The following is a 19,498-nucleotide window of genomic DNA, read 5'->3' as shown; positions in this document are numbered from 1 at the left end:
CCCACCGGCGACCCCTTGCGGGTCGCCTGGGTGCGGCCTTCGATCCCTGGCTGACCGCGTCGATACCTGTCCCTCATCTTGCGTCCTCCGTGACTCCGGGGTTTAGGGGCGGCTGCTCCAACGAGACCGCCTCCATGCGCCGATCCCTCGCCCTCTTCCTGCTGTTGCTCTCGCCTGTTGCCGCCCTGGCCGACGACTTGCGCCAGTGGGTGCCGGCGCGCGAACTGCCTGGAATCCTAGAGCGGCTTCGCCGCGATCACCACCCGCATTTCGCCGTCGTGGATTACGGCCAGCGCTCCAGCGAGCCACGCTTCCTGCTGTTCGAGCGGCGCAGCCACGCGCTGCTGGGGCGGTTTCGCGTGGCCCACGGGCGCGGCTCGGACGCGGACCACGATGGCTACGCGGAGCGTTTTTCCGATCGACCGGGCAGCCTGGCTTCGTCACTCGGGGTGTTCCGCACGGCCGAGGTGTTCCAGAGCGAGGCCCCGGGCCACGGCCTCTCCATGCGCCTGGAAGGGCTGAGCCGCAGCAACCGCAATGCGATGGCGCGGGCCATCGTGGTGCATGCGCGGAACTACATGGAACGCGACTTCATCGAGGCCCACAGTGTGGCGGGACGCAGCAATGGCTGCCTGGTGCTGGCCAGCGCCGACCGTGACCGGGTGATCCGCCAGTTGCAGGGCGGTGCGCTGATCTTCGCCATCGGTCCACGCTGACGATTCTGCGTACCGGCTCACGCTGCTGGATGGCGCTGTCATTTTCCGGTCGCTTTTGGGCTTTAGCGTCAGGTCTCCGTCGATTCGCCCGTATGGAGACATGCCTTGAACCACGAAAACAACGACACCGCCGTGCTGTTCGGCAACGGCGACGAGCTGCCCAGCAACGGCTCGGAAAACCTGCACATCAATGATCTGATCGCCGGCCTGAAGCGCCGTGAGGTGCTGGCCGGTGGCGCCACCCTGGGCGCCCTCGCCTTCCTTGGCGTGAGCCTGCCCGGCCAGGCCCAGGCCACCGAGATCGAGGCCGAGGCACGCGGCCTGGGCTTCCCCTTCCGCCCGCGCAAGCGCCTGGGCTTCGAGGGCATTCCCACCGGCCGCGCCGATACCGTGACGGTGCCGCCGGGCTACAAGGCCACCGCGTTCATTCCGTGGGGTACGCCCATCACCGGCCGCTACCCGGCCTTCGCCGATGACGCCAGCAACAGCGCCCAGGACCAGGCCGAGCAGACCGGCATGCACCACGACGGCATGCACTTCTTCCCCATCGATGCCCGCCACGGCATCGGTGCGCGCTCGGACCACGGCCTGCTGGTGCTGAACCACGAGTACATCGACGCGCCGCTGCTGCACCCGAACGGCCCGACCGTGGTGAACGGCAAGCGCACCAGTGCCGAGGAGGTCCGCAAGGAGATCAACGCCCATGGCGTGTCGGTGGTGGAAATCCGCCGTGACGTGCGTGGCGAGTGGAATGTAGTGCCCAGCCCGCGCAACCGCCGCATCACCGCGGCGACACCGATGCGCATCAGCGGCCCGGCACGCGGCCACGCGCTGATGCAGACCCGCTACAGCCCGGACGGCACCCAGTCGCGCGGCACCCAGAACAACTGCTCCAACGGTTTCACCCCCTGGGGCACCTACCTGACCTGCGAGGAGAACTGGGCCGGCTACTTCGCCACCCGCGACGCCGACCTGCCCCGCGAACTGAAGCGCTATGGCCTGCGTAACACCAGCCGCTTCGGCTGGGAAACGCTGGCGGGCGATGAGTTCGAGCGCTTCGACGCGACCCGCAAGGCCGCCGATGCCAAGGGCGACTACCGCAACGAGCCGAACCAGTTCGGCTGGATCGTGGAGATCGACCCGTTCGACCCCACCTCCATACCGGTCAAGCGCACGGCCCTGGGCCGCTTCGCCCACGAGGGCCTGATCTTCGCGCCGGTGAAACCAGGGCGCCGGGTGGTCTGCTACTCCGGCGACGATTCGCAGAACGAGTACATCTACAAGTACGTGAGCCGCGACACCTTCCGCCCGGGCAAGCGCAACCATCGCCTGCTGGACGACGGCACGCTCTACGTAGCGCGCTTCAACGCCGATGGCAGCGGCCAGTGGCTGGCCCTGGACATCAACGACCCGGTCTTCCAGCAGGCCTGCCAGAAGGCCGGCGTGACCTTCGCCGACCAGGGCGATGTGCTGGTGAACACCCGCCTGGCTGCCGACACCGTGGGTGCGACCAAGATGGACCGCCCGGAATGGGGCGCGGTGAACCCGGACAACGGCGAGGTGTACTTCACCCTGACCAACAACACCGCGCGCACCACGCCGGACGCACCCAACCCGCGCCCGAACAATGCCTACGGTCACATCATCCGCTGGCGCGAGCAGAGCCGTGACTACGCGGGCGCACGCTTCAACTGGAACCTGTTCCTGCTGGCCGGCCCGCAGAGCGACAGCCGTGGCCCGAACGGCCAGCCGCTAGACGCCGGCACCATCCTCGCCAGCCCGGACGGGTTGTGGTTCGACGAGGACGGCCGCCTGTGGATCCAGACCGACATGAGCGGCAGCCAGCTGGCATCCGGCCCGTTCGGCAACAACCAGATGCTGGTGGTGGACCCGCGCACCGGGGAGATGAAGCGCTTCCTGGTGGGACCGCTGGGCGCGGAGATCACCGGGATCACGGCGACGCCGGACTTCCGCACGCTGTTCGTCAACATCCAGCACCCGGGCGAGGGCTCGACCCCGACCAACCTGACCAGCACCTGGCCGGACGGCCCGGGTCGCCGGCCGCGCTCGGCGACGGTGGTGATCACCCGGGAAGACCGTCGGCGCATCCTCTGACCCCTCCGCCACTGGCCGAACTGCCAGGGCACTCCGACCGGCCAGCAATGGCCGGTCCCTTTTGACACTGGAAGACTGGCGGCTCACTCACCACGAGCCTCGCCATGCCGACCAACCGCCTCGCCAAAGCCACCTGGCTGATCACCCGCCTCCCTGCTGCACTGCACACACCCTTGCTGAGCCTGCTGATCGGCAGCCAGGTGAAGTTCGCCGGCACCGGGCGCATCCGCGTCCACCACCTGGGCCGCGACCGGGCGGTGATGAGCCTGGCCAACCGCAAGCGCGTGCAGAACCACATCGGCGGGGTGCACGCCGCTGCCATGGCGCTGCTGGCGGAGTCGGCGACGGGCATCCTGGTGGGCATGAGCGTGCCGGACACCCGCATTCCGCTGATCCGTACCCTGCACGTGGATTACCTGCGGCGGGCGAGTGGCGGCCTCAGGGCCGAGGCGCGGCTCTCACCCGAGCAATTGCGCCGGATCGAAGACGAGGAAAAGGGCGAGGTGACCGTGGAGGTGCGCGTGACCGACGAGAGCGGTGCCGAGCCGATCCGCTGCCGGATGGTCTGGGCCTGGGTGCCGCGTAGGAAGGATCGCGTCGACTAAGCTTCCCGGCATTTCACACCATGCAGGAGGCACGATGCCCAACAAGACACTGCTGCTGAGCGCCATCGCGCTCGCGATTACGACGGCCAGCGCCACCCTCTATTGGCGCCTGCAAGCGGATACCGAGGCAGTTGCTCCCGTTGCAGCGGCACCAACCGCCAGCGCCCCCGCAACAGCCCGCGCCGAACAGCCTGGCGAGCAACCCCCAAAAGCAGAGACAGAGACCAAGCCAGCCGTGGATCCGACGCTGGTGGATGCCTACTCCAAACGCTTGGCGTTCGACAGCGAGTACCGGGGCTTCTTCGACAAGGCCTCCCAGTTGCCGGAGGCGGAACGGGAGGCGGAAGCCGAGCGGTTGCGCAAGGGGCTGGAGGAGCGCGAGGCGCGAGGCGAGCTGGCGGCGAGCGAATCGCTGATGCTGCAGATTGCGCTGATCCAGGCGACCGAGAGCGATCCGGAGGAGCAGAAGAGCCGTGCAAACGCCCTGCTCCGCCGCTACCAGGAGGCCAGCGAGGCCCGCGAGAAAGCACTGGCGCAGCAGCCTTCACCGCAGTTCAAGCGCTACAAGCAGGATGAGAAACGCATCGTCGAGGAAGTGATGGCGTTGGAGGCAATACCGGATGGCCTGTCTCGCAACGAGTACCTGCGCCAACGGCTGCAGGAAGCCCGGGAGCAGGCCTATCAGTGAGGTGACCGGGGCGCGCAAGGCGCCCCGGCAGGTTCAGAGCAGTTTGTTGATGGCGTCGTAGATCGGGTTGTTGGGCTTGGCTCGGTCCGCCGAATCGCTGAGCTCGGAGGCGTCCAGCACCGGACCTTGGCCATTCAGCACGTTGTCGATGAAGTGGCTGAGCTCCAGACCCTGCTCCTGGATATCGCCGTTGGCGAAGTCGACGATGGTGGTGCAGTGGCTCTCGTTAAGAGCCCGGTACTGCGGGAAATAGCCCCCGAAGTTCGGCAGGTTGGCCAGGGTGTCGCGCAGGCGCGCGGTGTCCACCTGCCACTTGGCCTTGATCAGCGCCTCCTTGGCGGCCTTGTCCGGAGCATTGGCGATTTCCGGGTAGAACCGCTCATAGGAATAGGACGAGTAGTTCAGGTCCTGCCAGAAGTGCGTGTGACCCAGGCGGTCCCCCGGGAAGTTGGCCGCCAGGGCCGGGTAGAGGCTGCCCAGGTTGGAGAGACTCACGCCCGGCAGGCGCGACTGCAGGAACTGCAGCGGCCCCTGGTCAAGCCCCCAGGCGCTGCGGATGAGGTTCTGCAGTGGCAGCGAGGGGTAGGTCTGGCTGTCGCCGCCCACGGCAGCGCTGAAAACCGGCCCGGAGTCGTCGATCAGGAAGCCGCGATCAGGCGCGAGGTCCTGGCGAAGCACCGAGTGACTGATCAGGCTGCCCGCACCGCCGGCACTGCAGCCGGTGGAGAGCATCTGGCCGGGGCGCTCCAGGTTGTCCTTCAGCCAGCCGAGCACTGCCCGGCCGTTGCGCAAGCCGTTGTGGTGCCAGACCAGGGGAGGCTTCTTCCCGCTCGGGTCGTCATAGACCGCTACCTTGTCGCCGGCATACAGGTCACCGGTGCAATAGGGGATGTAGACGATGTTCCAGCCCTGGGTCTTCACCCGGGAGTACGGGTGGAGGCGCACGACGAAGGGGCTGACCAGGCTGGCTTGGGGGTTCGCCAGCTTCATGTAGTCATCCGGAATGCCATTGGGGTTGCGCGCGCCGCGGATGCCGGCCTGGCCGGAACAGCTGGCGTAGTCCCAGCAGGCGCCGCCGCCTTCCATGTAGATCAGGGTGTTGCTGGTGTTCGGCATCCGGTTGACGAAGAACTTGTAGGGTGAGCCGTCACCGCATACCGCCCCGGTCTCCGGTGCAAGCTGGACGGTCTGCCAGGCGAAGTAGGCCGTCGGCGTGAAGCCGGACTTGAAACCGGCCGGGTTGGCCAGCATCGGGTAGGGGCCAACGCGCTGCTCGGCCCGCACGGGGTTATCAGCCTTGGGCGGAGAGGTCAGGTTGAGAAGTGTCTTCCAGGCACCGTAGTCACCGAGTTCGGCGTGGGCTTGGAAGGTTGGCAACAGGCAGGACAACAAGATGATGCTGCAGCGCAGGCGCGTAGCGAGCCTCATGGGCAGTTCCCTCTTTTCTTGATGTTTTGATGAGACCACCAAGCCCGGAAAGGCCGAGGACATGGGGGTCCGATTGACCCCCTGAGTACCGCCGGGAAACAGGGGAAACGCTCTGAAAAAGCGCAGCTGGTACGCTAGTACAGCATTCAGGGTGCCTCAATAAGCCGCTGCCAGAATTATTCGGGATAGAAACCGCTACCTTTGTAGTAGTTGGCGCTAATGCACCGGTAACTTTTAGTCGCCTCTGTAGGATTAATTAGGTAGTGATTAAATATTCTCCAGTCAAACGAGAATGAATATCAACTACAGGCCATCTAACTTGCCGCTGCGGCATAGCGACGCAATCCGACCAAGGCCTAACAAAAAACTGAAACCCGCGACCCATCTGGCTTTCATAGCAGTACAAGGTCCTTTTACTGCCCTCGGAGTTAATTTTTCGACCTGAAAAATTTACTTGTTCCCCCTTACGGGCATAAAATTGTTCGAATAGATTGCCGGGTGCTTCTGCTCCGGCATAACCCTAATAACACGAGTGAACGCCGTTCCTTGTAGAAGGAGTTCGGGCATGTCGGAAGCCACTGCCATCCTGTCCCATAACTGGGGTTTCGCTGTTTTCCTGCTGGGCGTCTTCGGCCTGATCGCATTCATGCTCGGCGTCTCAGCCCTCCTCGGTAGCCGCGCCTTCGGCCGCGCCAAGAACGACCCCTTCGAATCCGGGATGCTCCCCACCGGCAGCGCCCGCCTCCGCCTCTCCGCCAAGTTCTATCTGGTCGCGATGCTCTTCGTGATCTTCGACGTCGAAGCCCTCTTTCTCTTCGCATGGGCCGTATCTGTTCGCGAAAGCGGATGGGCCGGGCTCATCGAGGCCACCATTTTCATAGCAATTCTGTTGGCAGGTCTTGCCTATCTCTGGCGCATCGGAGCCCTCGACTGGGCCCCCGAAGGTCGTCGTAATCGGCAGGCGAAGCTAAAACAATGAGGCTTTGGCAATGCAATACAAACTTACTCGGATCGATCCGACTGTTCCCAACGAGCAGTACCCGATCGGCGAGCGGGAGGTCGTCACTGACCCTCTGCTAGAAGATCAGGTCCACAAGAACATCTTCATGGGCAAGCTCGAGGATGTTCTGAGCAACGCGGTCAACTGGGGTCGCAAGAACTCCCTGTGGCCGTACAACTTCGGTCTGTCGTGCTGCTACGTGGAGATGACCACCGCCTTCACTGCGCCCCACGACATCGCCCGCTTCGGTGCCGAAGTCATTCGTGCATCACCCCGCCAGGCTGACTTCATGGTCATCGCCGGCACCTGCTTCATCAAGATGGCGCCGATCATCCAGCGCCTCTACGAGCAGATGCTGGAGCCCAAGTGGGTGATCTCGATGGGCTCGTGCGCCAATTCCGGTGGCATGTACGACATCTACTCGGTGGTCCAGGGTGTGGACAAGTTCCTCCCCGTGGACGTGTACATCCCTGGCTGCCCTCCCCGCCCGGAGGCATTCCTGCAAGGCCTCATGCTGCTGCAGGAATCCATCGGCCAGGAGCGCCGCCCGCTTTCCTGGGTCGTCGGCGACCAAGGCATCTACCGTGCCGAAATGCCGTCGCAGAAGGAACAGCGCCGCGAACAGCGTATTCAGGTCACCAACCTGCGCAGCCCCGACGAAGTCTGATACGGGTCTTTCCACGAGAAGGCCCGTTTCACTCTGTACGTTGACCGAAAGCGACCGAGACCATGACTGCAGACACCGTTCTGTCTATTCCGCCTTACAAGGCTGACGACCAAGATGTCGTCGTTGAGCTGAACTCCCGCTTCGGCGCCGAGAGCTTCACCATCCAGGCAACCCGCACCGGCATGCCGGTGATCTGGGTCCCCCGCGAAAAACTTGTCGAAGTACTGACCTTCCTGCGCAACGCCCCCCGCCCCTTCGTCATGCTGTACGACCTGCATGGCGTCGACGAGCGTCTGCGCACCCAGCGCCGCGGCCTGCCGGGCGCCGACTTCACGGTGTTCTACCACCTGATCTCGCTGGAACGTAATAGTGACGTGATGATCAAGGTCGCCTTGTCCGAGGGCGACCTCAACCTGCCCAGCGTCACCAGGATCTGGCCCAACGCCAACTGGTACGAACGCGAGGTCTGGGACCTCTACGGCATCACCTTCACCGGGCACCCGCACCTGACCCGCATCATGATGCCGCCGACCTGGCAGGGTCACCCGCTGCGCAAGGACTACCCGGCGCGCGCCACCGAATTCGACCCCTTCAGCCTCACGCTGGCCAAGCAGCAGCTCGAGGAAGAAGCCGCCCGCTTCAACCCCGAGGACTGGGGCATGAAGCGCCAGGGCGAGAACGAGGACTACATGTTCCTCAACCTCGGCCCCAACCACCCCTCCGCCCACGGTGCCTTCCGCATCGTGCTGCAGCTGGACGGTGAAGAGATCGTCGACTGCGTCCCGGACATCGGCTACCACCACCGTGGCGCCGAGAAGATGGCCGAGCGCCAGTCCTGGCACAGCTTCATCCCCTACACCGACCGCATCGACTACCTCGGCGGGGTGATGAACAACCTGCCGTACGTACTGGCCGTCGAGAAGCTCGCCGGCATTCAGGTACCGCAGAAGGTCGACACCATCCGCATCATGCTGGCGGAGTTCTTCCGCATCACCAGCCACCTGCTGTTCCTGGGCACCTACATCCAGGACGTGGGCGCCATGACCCCGGTGTTCTTCACCTTCACCGACCGTCAACGCGCCTACAAGGTCATCGAAGCCATCACCGGCTTCCGCCTGCACCCGGCCTGGTACCGCATCGGCGGTGTCGCCCATGACCTGCCGCGCGGCTGGGACAAGCTGGTCAAGGAATTCGTCGATTGGCTGCCCAAGCGCCTGGACGAGTACACCAAGGCCGCGCTGCAGAACAGCATCCTCAAAGGCCGCACCATCGGCGTTGCGCAGTACAACACCAAGGAAGCCCTGGAATGGGGCACCACCGGTGCCGGCCTGCGTGCCACCGGCTGTGACTTCGACCTGCGCAAGGCCCGCCCCTATTCCGGCTACGAGAACTTCGAGTTCGAAGTCCCGCTGGCCCACAACGGAGACGCCTACGACCGCTGCATGGTCCGCGTGGAAGAGATGCGCCAGAGCATCCGCATCATCGACCAGTGCCTGAAGAACATGCCGGAAGGCCCGTACAAGGCCGACCACCCGCTGACCACGCCGCCGCCGAAAGAGCGCACGCTGCAGCACATCGAAACCCTGATCACCCACTTCCTGCAGGTTTCCTGGGGCCCGGTCATGCCGGCCAACGAAGCCTTCCAGATGATCGAGGCGACCAAGGGCATCAACAGCTACTACCTGACGAGCGATGGCAGCACCATGAGCTACCGCACCCGGATCCGGACGCCCAGCTTCGCCCACCTGCAGCAGATCCCCTCGGTGATCCGCGGCAGCATGGTGGCCGACCTGATCGCCTACCTGGGCAGTATCGACTTCGTTATGGCTGACGTGGACCGCTGACATGAGCATTATCCAGACCGACCGTTTCGTCCTCAGCGAAACCGAACGCTCGGCCATCGAGCACGAGATGCACCACTACGAGGACCCGCGCGCGGCGTCCATCGAAGCCCTCAAGATCGTCCAGAAGGAGCGCGGCTGGGTGCCGGACGGCGCTGCTGACGCCATCGGCGAGATCCTCGGCATCCCTGCCAGCGACGTCGAAGGCGTTGCCACCTTCTACAGCCAGATCTTCCGCCAGCCGGTCGGCCGCCACGTGATCCGTGTGTGCGACAGCATGACCTGCTTCATCGGTGGCCATGAATCCGTGCTGGGCCGTATCCAGGAACAGCTCGGCATCGGCCTTGGCCAGACCACCGCCGACAACCGCTTCACCCTGCTGCCGGTGTGCTGCCTCGGCAACTGCGACAAGGCACCGGCCCTGATGATCGATGACGACACCTACGGCAACGTCAGCGCCGACGGCGTCTCGCAACTGCTGGAGGCCTATCAATGAAGACCCTCACCTCCATCGGTCCGTCGAACCGCATCCAGCGCAGCGCGGAAACCCACCCGCTGACCTGGCGCCTGCGTGACGACGCCCAGCCCGTCTGGCTGGAGGAATACCAGCAGAAGAACGGCTATGCCGCCGCGCGCAAGGCACTGGGCGAGATGGCCCAGGCCGACATCGTCCAGCAGGTCAAGGACTCCGGTCTCAAGGGCCGTGGCGGCGCAGGCTTCCCCACCGGTGTGAAGTGGGGTCTGATGCCCGCCGACGAATCCATGAACATCCGCTACCTGCTGTGCAACGCGGATGAAATGGAGCCCAACACCTGGAAGGACCGCCTGCTGATGGAGCAACTGCCCCACCTGCTGGTGGAAGGTATGCTGATCAGCGCCCGCGCGCTCAAGGCCTACCGTGGCTACATCTTCCTGCGTGGCGAGTACGTCGACGCGGCGCGCAATCTCAACCGCGCCATCGACGAAGCCAAGGCCGCCGGCCTGCTGGGCAAGAACATCCTCGGGTCGGGCTTCGACTTCGAGTTGTTCGTCCACACGGGCGCCGGCCGCTACATCTGCGGTGAAGAAACCGCACTGATCAACTCCCTCGAAGGGCGCCGCGCCAACCCGCGCGCCAAGCCGCCCTTCCCCGCCGCCGTCGGCGTCTGGGGCAAGCCCACCTGCGTCAACAACGTCGAGACTCTCTGCAACGTCCCGGCGATCGTTGCCAACGGCGTGGACTGGTACAAATCCCTCGCCCGTCCGGGCAGCGAAGACATGGGCACCAAGCTCATGGGCTTCTCCGGCAAGGTGAAGAACCCCGGCCTCTGGGAGCTACCCTTCGGCGTCAGCGCCCGCGAGCTGTTCGAGGACTACGCTGGCGGCATGCGCGACGGCTTCAAGCTGAAGGCCTGGCAGCCCGGCGGCGCCGGCACCGGTTTCCTGCTGCCCGAGCACCTGGATGCCTCCATGTACGCCGCCGGCATCGCCAAGGTCGGCACCCGCATGGGCACCGGCCTGGCACTCGCCGTGGACGACAGCATCAACATGGTCTCGCTGCTGCGCAACATGGAAGAGTTCTTCGCCCGCGAGTCCTGCGGCTGGTGCACCCCTTGCCGGGATGGCCTGCCCTGGAGCGTCAAGGTCCTGCGCGCCCTCGAGCGTGGCGAAGGACAGGCCGGCGACCTCGAGACCCTCGAGGGCCTGGTGAATTTCCTCGGCCCAGGCAAGACCTTCTGCGCCCACGCTCCGGGTGCCGTCGAGCCACTGGGTAGCGCACTGAAGTATTTCCGACCGGAGTTCGAGGCAGGCATTGCCCGCAACGCACCGGCGAACCGACCCGAAGTGGTCGGCGCATAAGAGCCAGTTCCGACGGTTGGCGGCCGCCACAAGCGGCCCCGATCGCAACCAGATTCCATTAGCCAAGCCCGGTAACGGGCAGATGAAGACTGAACCATGGCCACTATCCACGTAGACGGCAAGACGCTCGAAGTCGATGGTGCAGACAACCTCCTGCAGGCCTGTCTGTCACTCGGACTCGACATCCCCTACTTCTGCTGGCACCCGGCGCTCGGTAGCGTCGGCGCCTGCCGCCAGTGCGCGGTCAAGCAGTACACCGACGAGAACGACAAACGCGGTCGCCTCGTCATGTCCTGCATGACCCCTGCCACTGACAACACCTGGATCTCCATCGAAGACGAAGAGGCGAAGCAGTTCCGCGCCAGCGTCGTCGAATGGCTGATGACCAACCACCCGCACGACTGCCCCGTGTGCGAGGAAGGTGGTCACTGCCACCTGCAGGACATGACGGTGATGACCGGCCACAACGCCCGTCGCTACCGCTTCACCAAGCGCACCCACCAGAACCAGGAACTCGGCCCGTTCATCGCCCACGAGATGAACCGCTGCATCGCCTGCTACCGCTGCGTGCGCTACTACAAGGACTACGCCGGTGGCACCGACCTGGGCGTCTACGGCGCCCACGACAACGTCTATTTCGGCCGCGTCGAGAACGGCACGCTGGAAAGCGAATTCTCCGGCAACCTCGTCGAGGTCTGCCCCACGGGCGTGTTCACCGACAAGACCCACTCCGAGCGCTACAACCGCAAGTGGGACATGCAGTTCGCCCCGAGCATCTGCCACGGCTGCTCCAGCGGCTGCAACATCAGCCCCGGTGAGCGCTACGGCGAGATCCGCCGCATCGAGAACCGCTTCAACGGCTCGGTGAACCACTACTTCCTCTGCGACCGCGGCCGCTTCGGCTACGGCTACGTCAACCGCGAAGACCGTCCTCGCCAGCCGCTGCTGGCAGGTGCTCCGCTGAGCATCGACGCAGCGCTGGACAAGGCCGCCGAACTGCTCAAGGGCAAGCGCGTCATCGGCATCGGTTCGCCCCGCGCCAGCCTGGAAAGCAACTTCGCCCTGCGTGAGCTGGTGGGCGAGGCCAACTACTACTCCGGCATCGCCGCCGGTGAGCTGGCCAACATCCGCCTGATCCGCGACGTGCTGCAGAACGGCCCGCTGCCGGTGCCGACCCTGCGCGAGATCGAAGACCACGACGCCGTCTTCGTCCTCGGCGAAGACCTCACCCAGACCGCTGCACGCGTGGCACTCGCCCTGCGCCAGGCAGTGAAGGGCAAGGCCACCGAGATCGCCGCCTCGATGAAGATCCAGGACTGGCACATGGCAGCCGTGCAGAACGTCGCCCAGCACGCCCTGAACCCGCTGTTCATCGCCAGTGTCACCGAGACCCGCCTCGACGACGTCGCCACCGAAAGCGTGCATGCCGCCCCGGCTGACCTGGCCCGTATCGGCTTCGCCGTGGCCCACGCCATCGACCCGAACGCACCCGCCGTGGACGGGCTGGAGGCCGAGGCCCGCGAGCTGGTCCAGCGCATTGCCGATGCCCTGCTGGCCGCCAAGCGCCCGCTGATCGTCTCCGGCGCTTCCCTGGGCGAAAAAGCCCTCATCGAAGCCGCCGCGAACATCGCCAGCGCCCTGAAGAACCGCGATAAGAATGGCTCCATCAGCCTGGTTGTACCGGAAGCCAACAGCATGGGCCTGGCCCTGCTCCTGGGTGAAGAGCTCGGTGGGAAATCCGTGGACGCCGCCCTGGAAGCCCTGACCTCCGGCCAGGCCGACGCGGTCGTCATCCTCGAGAACGACCTCTACCGCCGCGCCGAAACCGCCAAGGTGGACGCTGCCCTGGCCGCAGCCAAGGCCGTGATCGTCGCCGATCACCAGCAGACCGCCACCACCGAGCGCGCCCACCTCGTGCTGCCGGCCGCCTCCTTTGCCGAAGGCGACGGCACGCTGGTCAGCCAGGAAGGTCGTGCCCAGCGCTTCTTCCAGGTGTTCGAGCCGAGCTACTACGACGCCAACATCCTCGTTCGTGAGGGCTGGCGCTGGCTGCACGCCCTGCACAGTACCTTGCAAGGCAAGCCGGTCGACTGGACCCAGCTGGACCAGGTCACCAGCGCCTGCGCCGAGACCTCCCCGCTGCTCGCCGGCATCCGCGATGCCGCCCCGAGCGCCTCGTTCCGTATCAAGGGCCTCAAGCTCGCACGCGAACCTCACCGTTACAGCGGCCGCACCGCCATGCGCGCCAACATCAGCGTGCACGAGCCCCGCCAACCGCAGGACCAAGACTCCCCGTTCGCCTTCTCCATGGAAGGCTACGCCGGCAGCGCCGAGCCCCGTCAGCAGATCCCGTTCGCCTGGTCCCCGGGCTGGAACTCGCCCCAGGCCTGGAACAAGTTCCAGGACGAAGTGGGCGGCCACCTGCGTGCCGGTGATCCGGGCGTACGCCTGATCGAAGCCAAGGGCAATGTCCTGCCCTGGTTCGCCGTCGCCGCGCCGTTCAACCCGGCGCAAGGCACCTGGCAGGTCGTCCCGCTGCATCACCTGTTCGGCAGCGAGGAGAACTCCTCCCGCGCCGCGCCGATCCAGGCACGCATTCCCGAGGCCTACGTGGCCCTGGCCAAGGATGAGGCGGACCGCCTCGGCGTGAACGATGGCGCGCAACTGACCGTACGGGTCAACGGCCAGGCCCTGCGCCTGCCGCTGCAAGTACGCGAAGAGCTGGCCGTCGGCCTGGTGGGCCTACCCGCCGGTCTGCCGGGCATGCCGGCCGCGCTGGCTGGTGCCACCGTCACCCTGCTGCAGGAGGCCGCGCAATGAGCTGGCTCACTCCCGAGCTGATCGACATCGTCATCGCGGTGGTCAAGGCCGTGGTGATCCTGCTTGCCGTGGTCATCTGCGGCGCCCTGCTCAGCTTCATCGAGCGGCGCCTGCTGGGCTGGTGGCAGGACCGCTACGGTCCAAACCGCGTCGGCCCGTTCGGCATGTTCCAGATCGCCGCCGACATGCTGAAGATGTTCTTCAAGGAAGACTGGACCCCGCCGTTCGCCGACAAGATGATCTTCACCCTCGCTCCGGTGATCGCCATGAGCGCCCTGCTCATCGCCTTCGCCGTGGTGCCGATCACCCCCACCTGGGGCGTCGCGGACCTGAACATCGGCATCCTGTTCTTCTTCGCCATGGCCGGCATCACCGTCTACGCGGTGCTCTTCGCCGGCTGGTCGAGCAACAACAAGTTCGCCCTGCTCGGCAGCCTGCGCGCCTCGGCCCAGACCGTCTCCTACGAGGTGTTCCTGGCGCTGTCGCTGATGGGCATCGTCGCCCAGGTCGGCTCGTTCAACCTGCGCGACATCGTCGAATACCAGGCCCAGCACCTGTGGTTCATCATTCCGCAGTTCTTCGGCTTCTGTACCTTCTTCATCGCCGGCGTCGCCGTGACCCACCGTCACCCCTTCGACCAGCCGGAAGCGGAGCAGGAACTGGCCGACGGCTACCACATCGAGTACGCCGGCATGAAATGGGGCATGTTCTTCGTCGGCGAGTACATCGGCATCGTGCTGGTGTCCGCGCTGCTGGTGACCCTGTTCTTCGGCGGCTGGCACGGTCCGTTCGGCCTCCTGCCGCAGATCCCGTTCATCTGGTTCGCCCTGAAGACCGCCTTCTTCATCATGCTGTTCATCCTGCTCCGCGCGTCGATCCCGCGTCCGCGCTATGACCAGGTGATGGCCTTCAGCTGGAAGTTCTGCCTCCCGCTGACCCTGATCAACCTGCTGGTGACCGGCGCCGTCGTGCTCGCGGCCCAGTAAGGAGAAGCCCATGATCAAGTACATCTATGACGTGGTAGCCGGCACCTTCACCCAGCTTCGCAGCCTGGTGATGGTGTTCTCCCACGGCTTCCGCAAGCGTGACACCCTGCAATACCCCGAAGAGCCCGTGTACCTGCCGCCGCGCTACCGTGGCCGCATCGTGCTGACCCGCGACCCCGACGGCGAAGAGCGCTGCGTGGCCTGCAACCTGTGCGCCGTGGCCTGCCCGGTCGGCTGCATCTCGCTGCAGAAGGCCGAGACCGAAGACGGCCGCTGGTACCCCGAGTTCTTCCGCATCAACTTCTCCCGCTGCATCTTCTGCGGCCTGTGCGAAGAGGCCTGTCCCACCACCGCGATCCAGCTGACGCCGGATTTCGAGATGGGCGAGTACAAGCGCCAGGACCTGGTCTACGAGAAGGAAGACCTGCTGATCTCCGGCCCCGGCAAGAATCCGGACTACAACTTCTATCGCGTGGCGGGCATGGCCATTGCCGGCAAACCGAAAGGTGCCGCGCAGAACGAGGCCGAACCGATCAACGTGAAGAGCCTGCTGCCCTAAGGAGACGTTGCGTGGAATTCGCTTTCTATTTCGCTGCCGGCGTCGCCGTGGTGTCCACCCTGCGGGTGATCACCAACACCAATCCGGTGCATGCCCTGCTCTACCTCATCGTCTCGCTGCTGTCGGTGTCGATGTGCTTCTTCGCCCTGGGTGCGCCCTTCGCCGGCGCCCTGGAGATCATCGTCTACGCGGGCGCCATCATGGTGCTGTTCGTCTTCGTGGTGATGATGCTCAACCTCGGCCCGGCCGTGGTGGAGCAGGAACGCAAGTGGCTCACGCCCGGTATCTGGGTCAGCCCTGCCGCCCTCTCCTTCGCCCTGCTCGCCGAGCTGCTGTACGTGCTGTTCAGCCAGCAGAGCGGCGCTGCCATCGGCCACACCACCGTGGACGCGAAAGCCGTCGGCATCAGCCTGTTCGGCCCCTACCTGCTGGCCGTGGAGCTCGCCTCCATGCTGCTGCTGGCGGCATTGGTCGCGGCCTACCACCTCGGCCGCTACGAAGCGAAGGAGTAATGCCATGAGTGCAATCCCACTGGAACACGGGCTCGCCGTCGCCGGCATCCTCTTCGCCCTCGGGCTCGCCGGCCTGATGGTGCGCCGTAACATCCTCTTCGTCCTCATGAGCCTGGAAGTCATGATGAACTCGGCCGCCCTGGCCTTCGTGGTCGCCGGTGCCCGCTGGGCCCAGGCCGACGGCCAGATCATGTTCATTCTGGTGATCACCCTCGCAGCCGCCGAGGCCAGCATCGGCCTGGCGATCCTGCTGCAGCTGTATCGCCGCTTCCACACCCTCGATATCGACGCTGCCAGCGAGATGCGCGGATGAACCTTCTATTCCTGACCTTCCTGTTCCCGCTGCTCGGCTGGTTCGTCCTGTCGTTCTCCCGCGGGCGTCTCTCCGAAAACGCCTCCGCCGTGATCGGCGTCGGCTCCGTCGGCCTCTCTGCCCTCACGGCGGCCTGGGTCATCTGGCAGTTCCACGTGTCGCCGCCGGAAGGCGGTGTCTACACCCAGGTGCTCTGGCATTGGATGAGCGTGAACAACTTCGCGCCCAGCTTCACGCTCTACCTGGACGGCCTATCGGTCACCATGCTCGGCGTGGTCACCGGCGTCGGCTTCCTGATCCACCTGTTCGCCTCCTGGTACATGCGCGGTGAAGAGGGCTACTCGCGCTTCTTCTCGTACACCAACCTGTTCATCACCAGCATGCTGTTCCTGGTGCTGGGCGATAACCTGCTGTTCCTGTACTTCGGCTGGGAAGGCGTGGGCCTCTGCTCCTACCTGCTGATCGGCTTCTACTACAGCAACCCGAACAACGGTAACGCCGCGCTCAAGGCCTTCATCGTCACCCGCATCGGCGACGTGTTCATGGCCATCGGCCTGTTCATCCTGTTCATGCACCTCGGCACCCTGAACATCCAGGAGCTGATGAAGCTGGCACCCGAGAAGTACGTGGCCGGTGACAGCTGGCTGTGGTTCGCCACCCTGATGCTGCTCGGCGGCGCCGTGGGCAAATCCGCCCAACTGCCGCTGCAGACCTGGCTGGCCGACGCCATGGCCGGCCCGACCCCGGTTTCCGCGCTGATCCACGCGGCCACCATGGTCACCGCGGGCGTCTACCTGATCGCCCGGACCCACGGCCTGTTCCTGCTCACCCCCGAGATCCTCGAACTGGTGGGCATCGTCGGTGGCGTCACCCTGGTGCTGGCCGGCTTCGCCGCGCTGGTGCAGACCGACATCAAGCGCATCCTCGCCTACTCCACCATGAGCCAGATCGGCTACATGTTCCTCGCCCTGGGCGTGGGGGCATGGGACGCGGCGATCTTCCACCTGATGACCCACGCGTTCTTCAAGGCCCTGCTGTTCCTTGCCTCCGGTGCGGTGATCAACGCCTGCCACCACGAGCAGAACATCTTCAAGATGGGCGGCCTGTGGAAGAAGCTCCCCCTCGCCTACGCCAGCTTCATCGTCGGCGGCGCGGCCCTGGCGGCTCTGCCCCTGGTCACCGCGGGCTTCTACTCCAAGGACGAGATCCTCTGGGAAGCCTTCGCCAGCGGTCACCAGTGGCTGCTCTACGCAGGCCTGGCGGGTGCCTTCCTGACCTCGATCTACACCTTCCGCCTGATCTTCATCGCCTTCCACGGCGAAGCGAAGACCGAGGCCCATGCCGGCCACGGTGTGGCCCACTGGCTGCCGCTGTCGGTGCTGATCGTGCTGTCCACCTTCATCGGTGCGCTGATCACCCCGCCGCTGGCCGGCGTGCTGCCGCAGAGCGTCGGCCATGCCGGTGGCGAAGCCAAGCACAGCCTGGAAATCGCCTCGGGCGCCATCGCCCTGGCGGGCATCCTGCTGGCCGCACTGCTCTTCCTCGGCAAGCGTCGCTTCGTCAGCGCCGTCGCCCAGAGTGCACCGGGCCGCTTCCTCGGGGCCTGGTGGTACGCCGCCTGGGGCTTCGACTGGCTCTACGACAAGCTGTTCGTCAAGCCCTACCTGCTGGCCACCCGCCTGCTGGGCAACGACCCGATCGACTCCGGCATCGGCCTGATCCCGCGCCTCGTTCGTGGCGGCAACGGCATGCTGAGCAGCAGCCAGACCGGCCAGCTGCGCTGGTACGCGGTCTCCCTGGTGGGTGGTGCCGTGCTGGTGCTCGGCGCCGTGCTGCTGACCTGAATCTTCTTAAGGAATTGAGCCCGTCATGATTCTGCCCTGGCTAATCCTGATTCCCTTCATCGGCGGCCTGCTGTGCTGGCAAGGTGAGCGCTTCGGCACCACCCTGCCTCGCTGGATTGCGCTGCTGACCATGTCCCTGCTGTTCGGCCTCGGCCTCTGGCTGTGGGCCACCGGCGACTTCACCCTGGCCCCTGCCCCGGGTGCCGATCCGGTCTGGGCGCACGAATTCAAGGTCAACTGGATCGAGCGCTTCGGCATCACCATCCACCTCGCGATGGATGGCCTGTCGGTGCTGATGGTGACCCTCACCGGCCTGCTCGGCGTGCTGTCCGTGCTGTGCTCCTGGAACGAGATCCAGAACCGCGTCGGCTTCTTCCACCTCAACCTGATGTGGATCCTCGGCGGCGTGGTCGGCGTGTTCCTGGCCGTCGACCTGTTCCTGTTCTTCTTCTTCTGGGAAATGATGCTGGTGCCGATGTACTTCCTCATCGCGCTCTGGGGTCACAGCGGCAGCAAGGGCAAGACCCGCATCTACGCCGCCACCAAGTTCTTCATCTTCACCCAGGCCAGTGGTCTGGTGATGCTGGTGGCGATCCTCGGCCTGGTGCTGGTGCACTACAACGCCACCGGCGTGCTGACCTTCAACTACGCCGACCTGCTGAAGACGCCGCTCACGCCCACTGCCGAGTACCTGCTGATGCTGGGCTTCTTCATCGCCTTCGCGGTGAAGTTCCCGGTGGTGCCGTTCCACTCCTGGCTGCCGGATGCCCACGCCCAGGCGCCCACCGCAGGCTCCGTGGACCTGGCCGGCATCCTGCTGAAGACCGCTGCCTACGGCCTGATGCGCTTCGCCCTGCCGCTGTTCCCCAACGCCTCGGCCGAGTTCGCGCCCATCGCCCACTGGCTCGGCGTGTTCGCCATCGTCTACGGCGCCCTGCTCTCCTTCGCGCAGACCGACATCAAGCGCCTGGTGGCCTTCTCCAGCGTCTCGCACATGGGCTTCGTGCTGATCGCCATCTACTCCGGCAGCCAGATCGCGCTGCAGGGTGCAGTGGTACAGATGATGGCCCACGGCCTGTCGGCCGCCGCGCTGTTCATTCTCTGTGGCCAGTTGTATGAGCGCCTGCACACCCGCGACATGCGCCAGATGGGTGGCATCTGGAGCCGCATGCCCTACCTGCCGGCCATCAGCCTGTTCTTCGCTGCCGCAGCCCTCGGCCTGCCCGGCACCGGCAACTTCGTGGGTGAGTTCCTGATCCTCCTGGGCTCCTTCGAGAAGGCCATGTGGGTGACCATCATCGCCGCCACCGGCCTGGTGTTCGGCTCGGTCTATTCGCTGATCATGATCCACCGCGCCCACTTCGGTGCCGCCAAGTCCGACGCGCCGCTGCAGGGCCTCAAGCCCCGCGAACTGATCATGGTGCTCGGCCTCGCCGTGCTGCTGATCCTCCTGGGCGTCTACCCGCAACCGGTGCTGGACACCTCCGCTGCCAGCATGCACGGCGTGCATCAGTGGCTGGATGCAGCCTTCACCCAACTCGCCTCGGCCCGGTAGCTGTCATGGA

Annotated in this window: 17 protein-coding genes; 16 read left to right on the top strand and 1 reads right to left on the bottom strand. The window is 65.3% G+C overall.

Features of this window, described 5'->3' with window-relative positions; all coding sequences use genetic code 11:
* Positions 1 to 134: 134 nt before the first annotated feature.
* The 4 genes from BM198_RS09800 (at position 135) to BM198_RS09785 (ending at position 4,124) form a co-directional block, all read left to right on the top strand.
* Entirely contained in the window at positions 135 to 716 is a 582-nt protein-coding gene (locus BM198_RS09800) for a murein L,D-transpeptidase catalytic domain-containing protein (protein WP_074969587.1), read from the top strand.
* A gap of 105 nt (positions 717 to 821) precedes the next feature.
* Positions 822 to 2,831, top strand: a complete 2,010-nt coding sequence (locus BM198_RS09795; protein WP_074969585.1) for a PhoX family protein — start codon at positions 822 to 824, stop codon at positions 2,829 to 2,831.
* 104 nt (positions 2,832 to 2,935) lie between these two features.
* Complete coding sequence (locus tag BM198_RS09790) at positions 2,936 to 3,436, top strand: DUF4442 domain-containing protein (protein ID WP_074969583.1); 501 nt, start codon at positions 2,936 to 2,938, stop codon at positions 3,434 to 3,436.
* Positions 3,437 to 3,470: 34 nt separating this feature from the next.
* Entirely contained in the window at positions 3,471 to 4,124 is a 654-nt protein-coding gene (locus BM198_RS09785) for a hypothetical protein (protein ID WP_074969581.1), read from the top strand.
* A gap of 33 nt (positions 4,125 to 4,157) precedes the next feature.
* Here the strand turns inward: BM198_RS09785 and BM198_RS09780 are convergent, their stop codons facing one another.
* Positions 4,158 to 5,552, bottom strand: coding sequence for a pectin acetylesterase-family hydrolase (locus BM198_RS09780; RefSeq protein ID WP_074969579.1), 1,395 nt, complete (start codon positions 5,550 to 5,552; stop codon positions 4,158 to 4,160).
* Between the two features lie 565 nt (positions 5,553 to 6,117).
* On the opposite strand from BM198_RS09780, the gene BM198_RS09775 reads away from it, so the two are divergent.
* The 12 genes from BM198_RS09775 to nuoM all read left to right on the top strand — a co-directional run bounded on the left by BM198_RS09775 (position 6,118) and on the right by nuoM (position 19,488).
* Positions 6,118 to 6,531: an NADH-quinone oxidoreductase subunit A gene (locus tag BM198_RS09775; RefSeq protein WP_044405810.1), complete on the top strand. Its 414-nt coding sequence runs from the start codon at positions 6,118 to 6,120 to the stop codon at positions 6,529 to 6,531.
* A 10-nt stretch (positions 6,532 to 6,541) separates the two neighbouring features.
* The gene (locus tag BM198_RS09770; RefSeq protein ID WP_074969577.1) at positions 6,542 to 7,219 is read left to right on the top strand and encodes a NuoB/complex I 20 kDa subunit family protein; all 678 of its coding nucleotides are present in this window, start codon (positions 6,542 to 6,544) and stop codon (positions 7,217 to 7,219) included.
* A gap of 62 nt (positions 7,220 to 7,281) precedes the next feature.
* Positions 7,282 to 9,063 (top strand): NADH-quinone oxidoreductase subunit C/D, encoded by a 1,782-nt coding sequence (gene nuoC / locus BM198_RS09765; protein WP_044405812.1) that lies wholly within the window; start codon positions 7,282 to 7,284, stop codon positions 9,061 to 9,063.
* A 1-nt stretch (position 9,064) separates the two neighbouring features.
* On the top strand, positions 9,065 to 9,556 hold the full coding sequence (nuoE, locus tag BM198_RS09760) for an NADH-quinone oxidoreductase subunit NuoE (protein WP_044405814.1): 492 nt from the start codon (positions 9,065 to 9,067) through the stop codon (positions 9,554 to 9,556).
* Positions 9,553 to 10,899 (top strand): NADH-quinone oxidoreductase subunit NuoF, encoded by a 1,347-nt coding sequence (gene nuoF, locus BM198_RS09755; RefSeq protein ID WP_044405816.1) that lies wholly within the window; start codon positions 9,553 to 9,555, stop codon positions 10,897 to 10,899. The genes nuoE and nuoF overlap by 4 nt, the downstream gene beginning before the upstream one ends.
* A 96-nt stretch (positions 10,900 to 10,995) precedes the next feature.
* Positions 10,996 to 13,719 (top strand): NADH-quinone oxidoreductase subunit NuoG, encoded by a 2,724-nt coding sequence (gene nuoG / locus BM198_RS09750; RefSeq protein WP_074969575.1) that lies wholly within the window; start codon positions 10,996 to 10,998, stop codon positions 13,717 to 13,719.
* A complete protein-coding gene (gene nuoH / locus BM198_RS09745; protein ID WP_074969573.1) occupies positions 13,716 to 14,705 on the top strand; it encodes an NADH-quinone oxidoreductase subunit NuoH in 990 nt (329 codons plus the stop codon). The genes nuoG and nuoH overlap by 4 nt, the downstream gene beginning before the upstream one ends.
* Positions 14,706 to 14,715: 10 nt before the next feature.
* Entirely contained in the window at positions 14,716 to 15,264 is a 549-nt protein-coding gene (gene nuoI / locus BM198_RS09740; RefSeq protein ID WP_044405822.1) for an NADH-quinone oxidoreductase subunit NuoI, read from the top strand.
* Between the two features lie 11 nt (positions 15,265 to 15,275).
* A complete protein-coding gene (nuoJ, locus tag BM198_RS09735) occupies positions 15,276 to 15,776 on the top strand; it encodes an NADH-quinone oxidoreductase subunit J (protein WP_074969571.1) in 501 nt (166 codons plus the stop codon).
* Positions 15,777 to 15,780: 4 nt separating this feature from the next.
* Positions 15,781 to 16,089: an NADH-quinone oxidoreductase subunit NuoK gene (gene nuoK, locus BM198_RS09730; protein ID WP_044405825.1), complete on the top strand. Its 309-nt coding sequence runs from the start codon at positions 15,781 to 15,783 to the stop codon at positions 16,087 to 16,089.
* A complete protein-coding gene (nuoL, locus tag BM198_RS09725; RefSeq protein WP_074969569.1) occupies positions 16,086 to 17,933 on the top strand; it encodes an NADH-quinone oxidoreductase subunit L in 1,848 nt (615 codons plus the stop codon). Before nuoK ends, nuoL begins: the two co-directional genes overlap by 4 nt.
* A gap of 25 nt (positions 17,934 to 17,958) precedes the next feature.
* Positions 17,959 to 19,488, top strand: a complete 1,530-nt coding sequence (gene nuoM, locus BM198_RS09720) for an NADH-quinone oxidoreductase subunit M (RefSeq protein ID WP_074969567.1) — start codon at positions 17,959 to 17,961, stop codon at positions 19,486 to 19,488.
* Positions 19,489 to 19,498 lie beyond the last annotated feature (10 nt).

It is taken from the genome of Metapseudomonas otitidis (assembly GCF_900111835.1).
GTDB classification, from domain to species: domain Bacteria; phylum Pseudomonadota; class Gammaproteobacteria; order Pseudomonadales; family Pseudomonadaceae; genus Metapseudomonas; species Metapseudomonas otitidis.
This window is presented reverse-complemented; position numbering and strand designations above follow the sequence as displayed.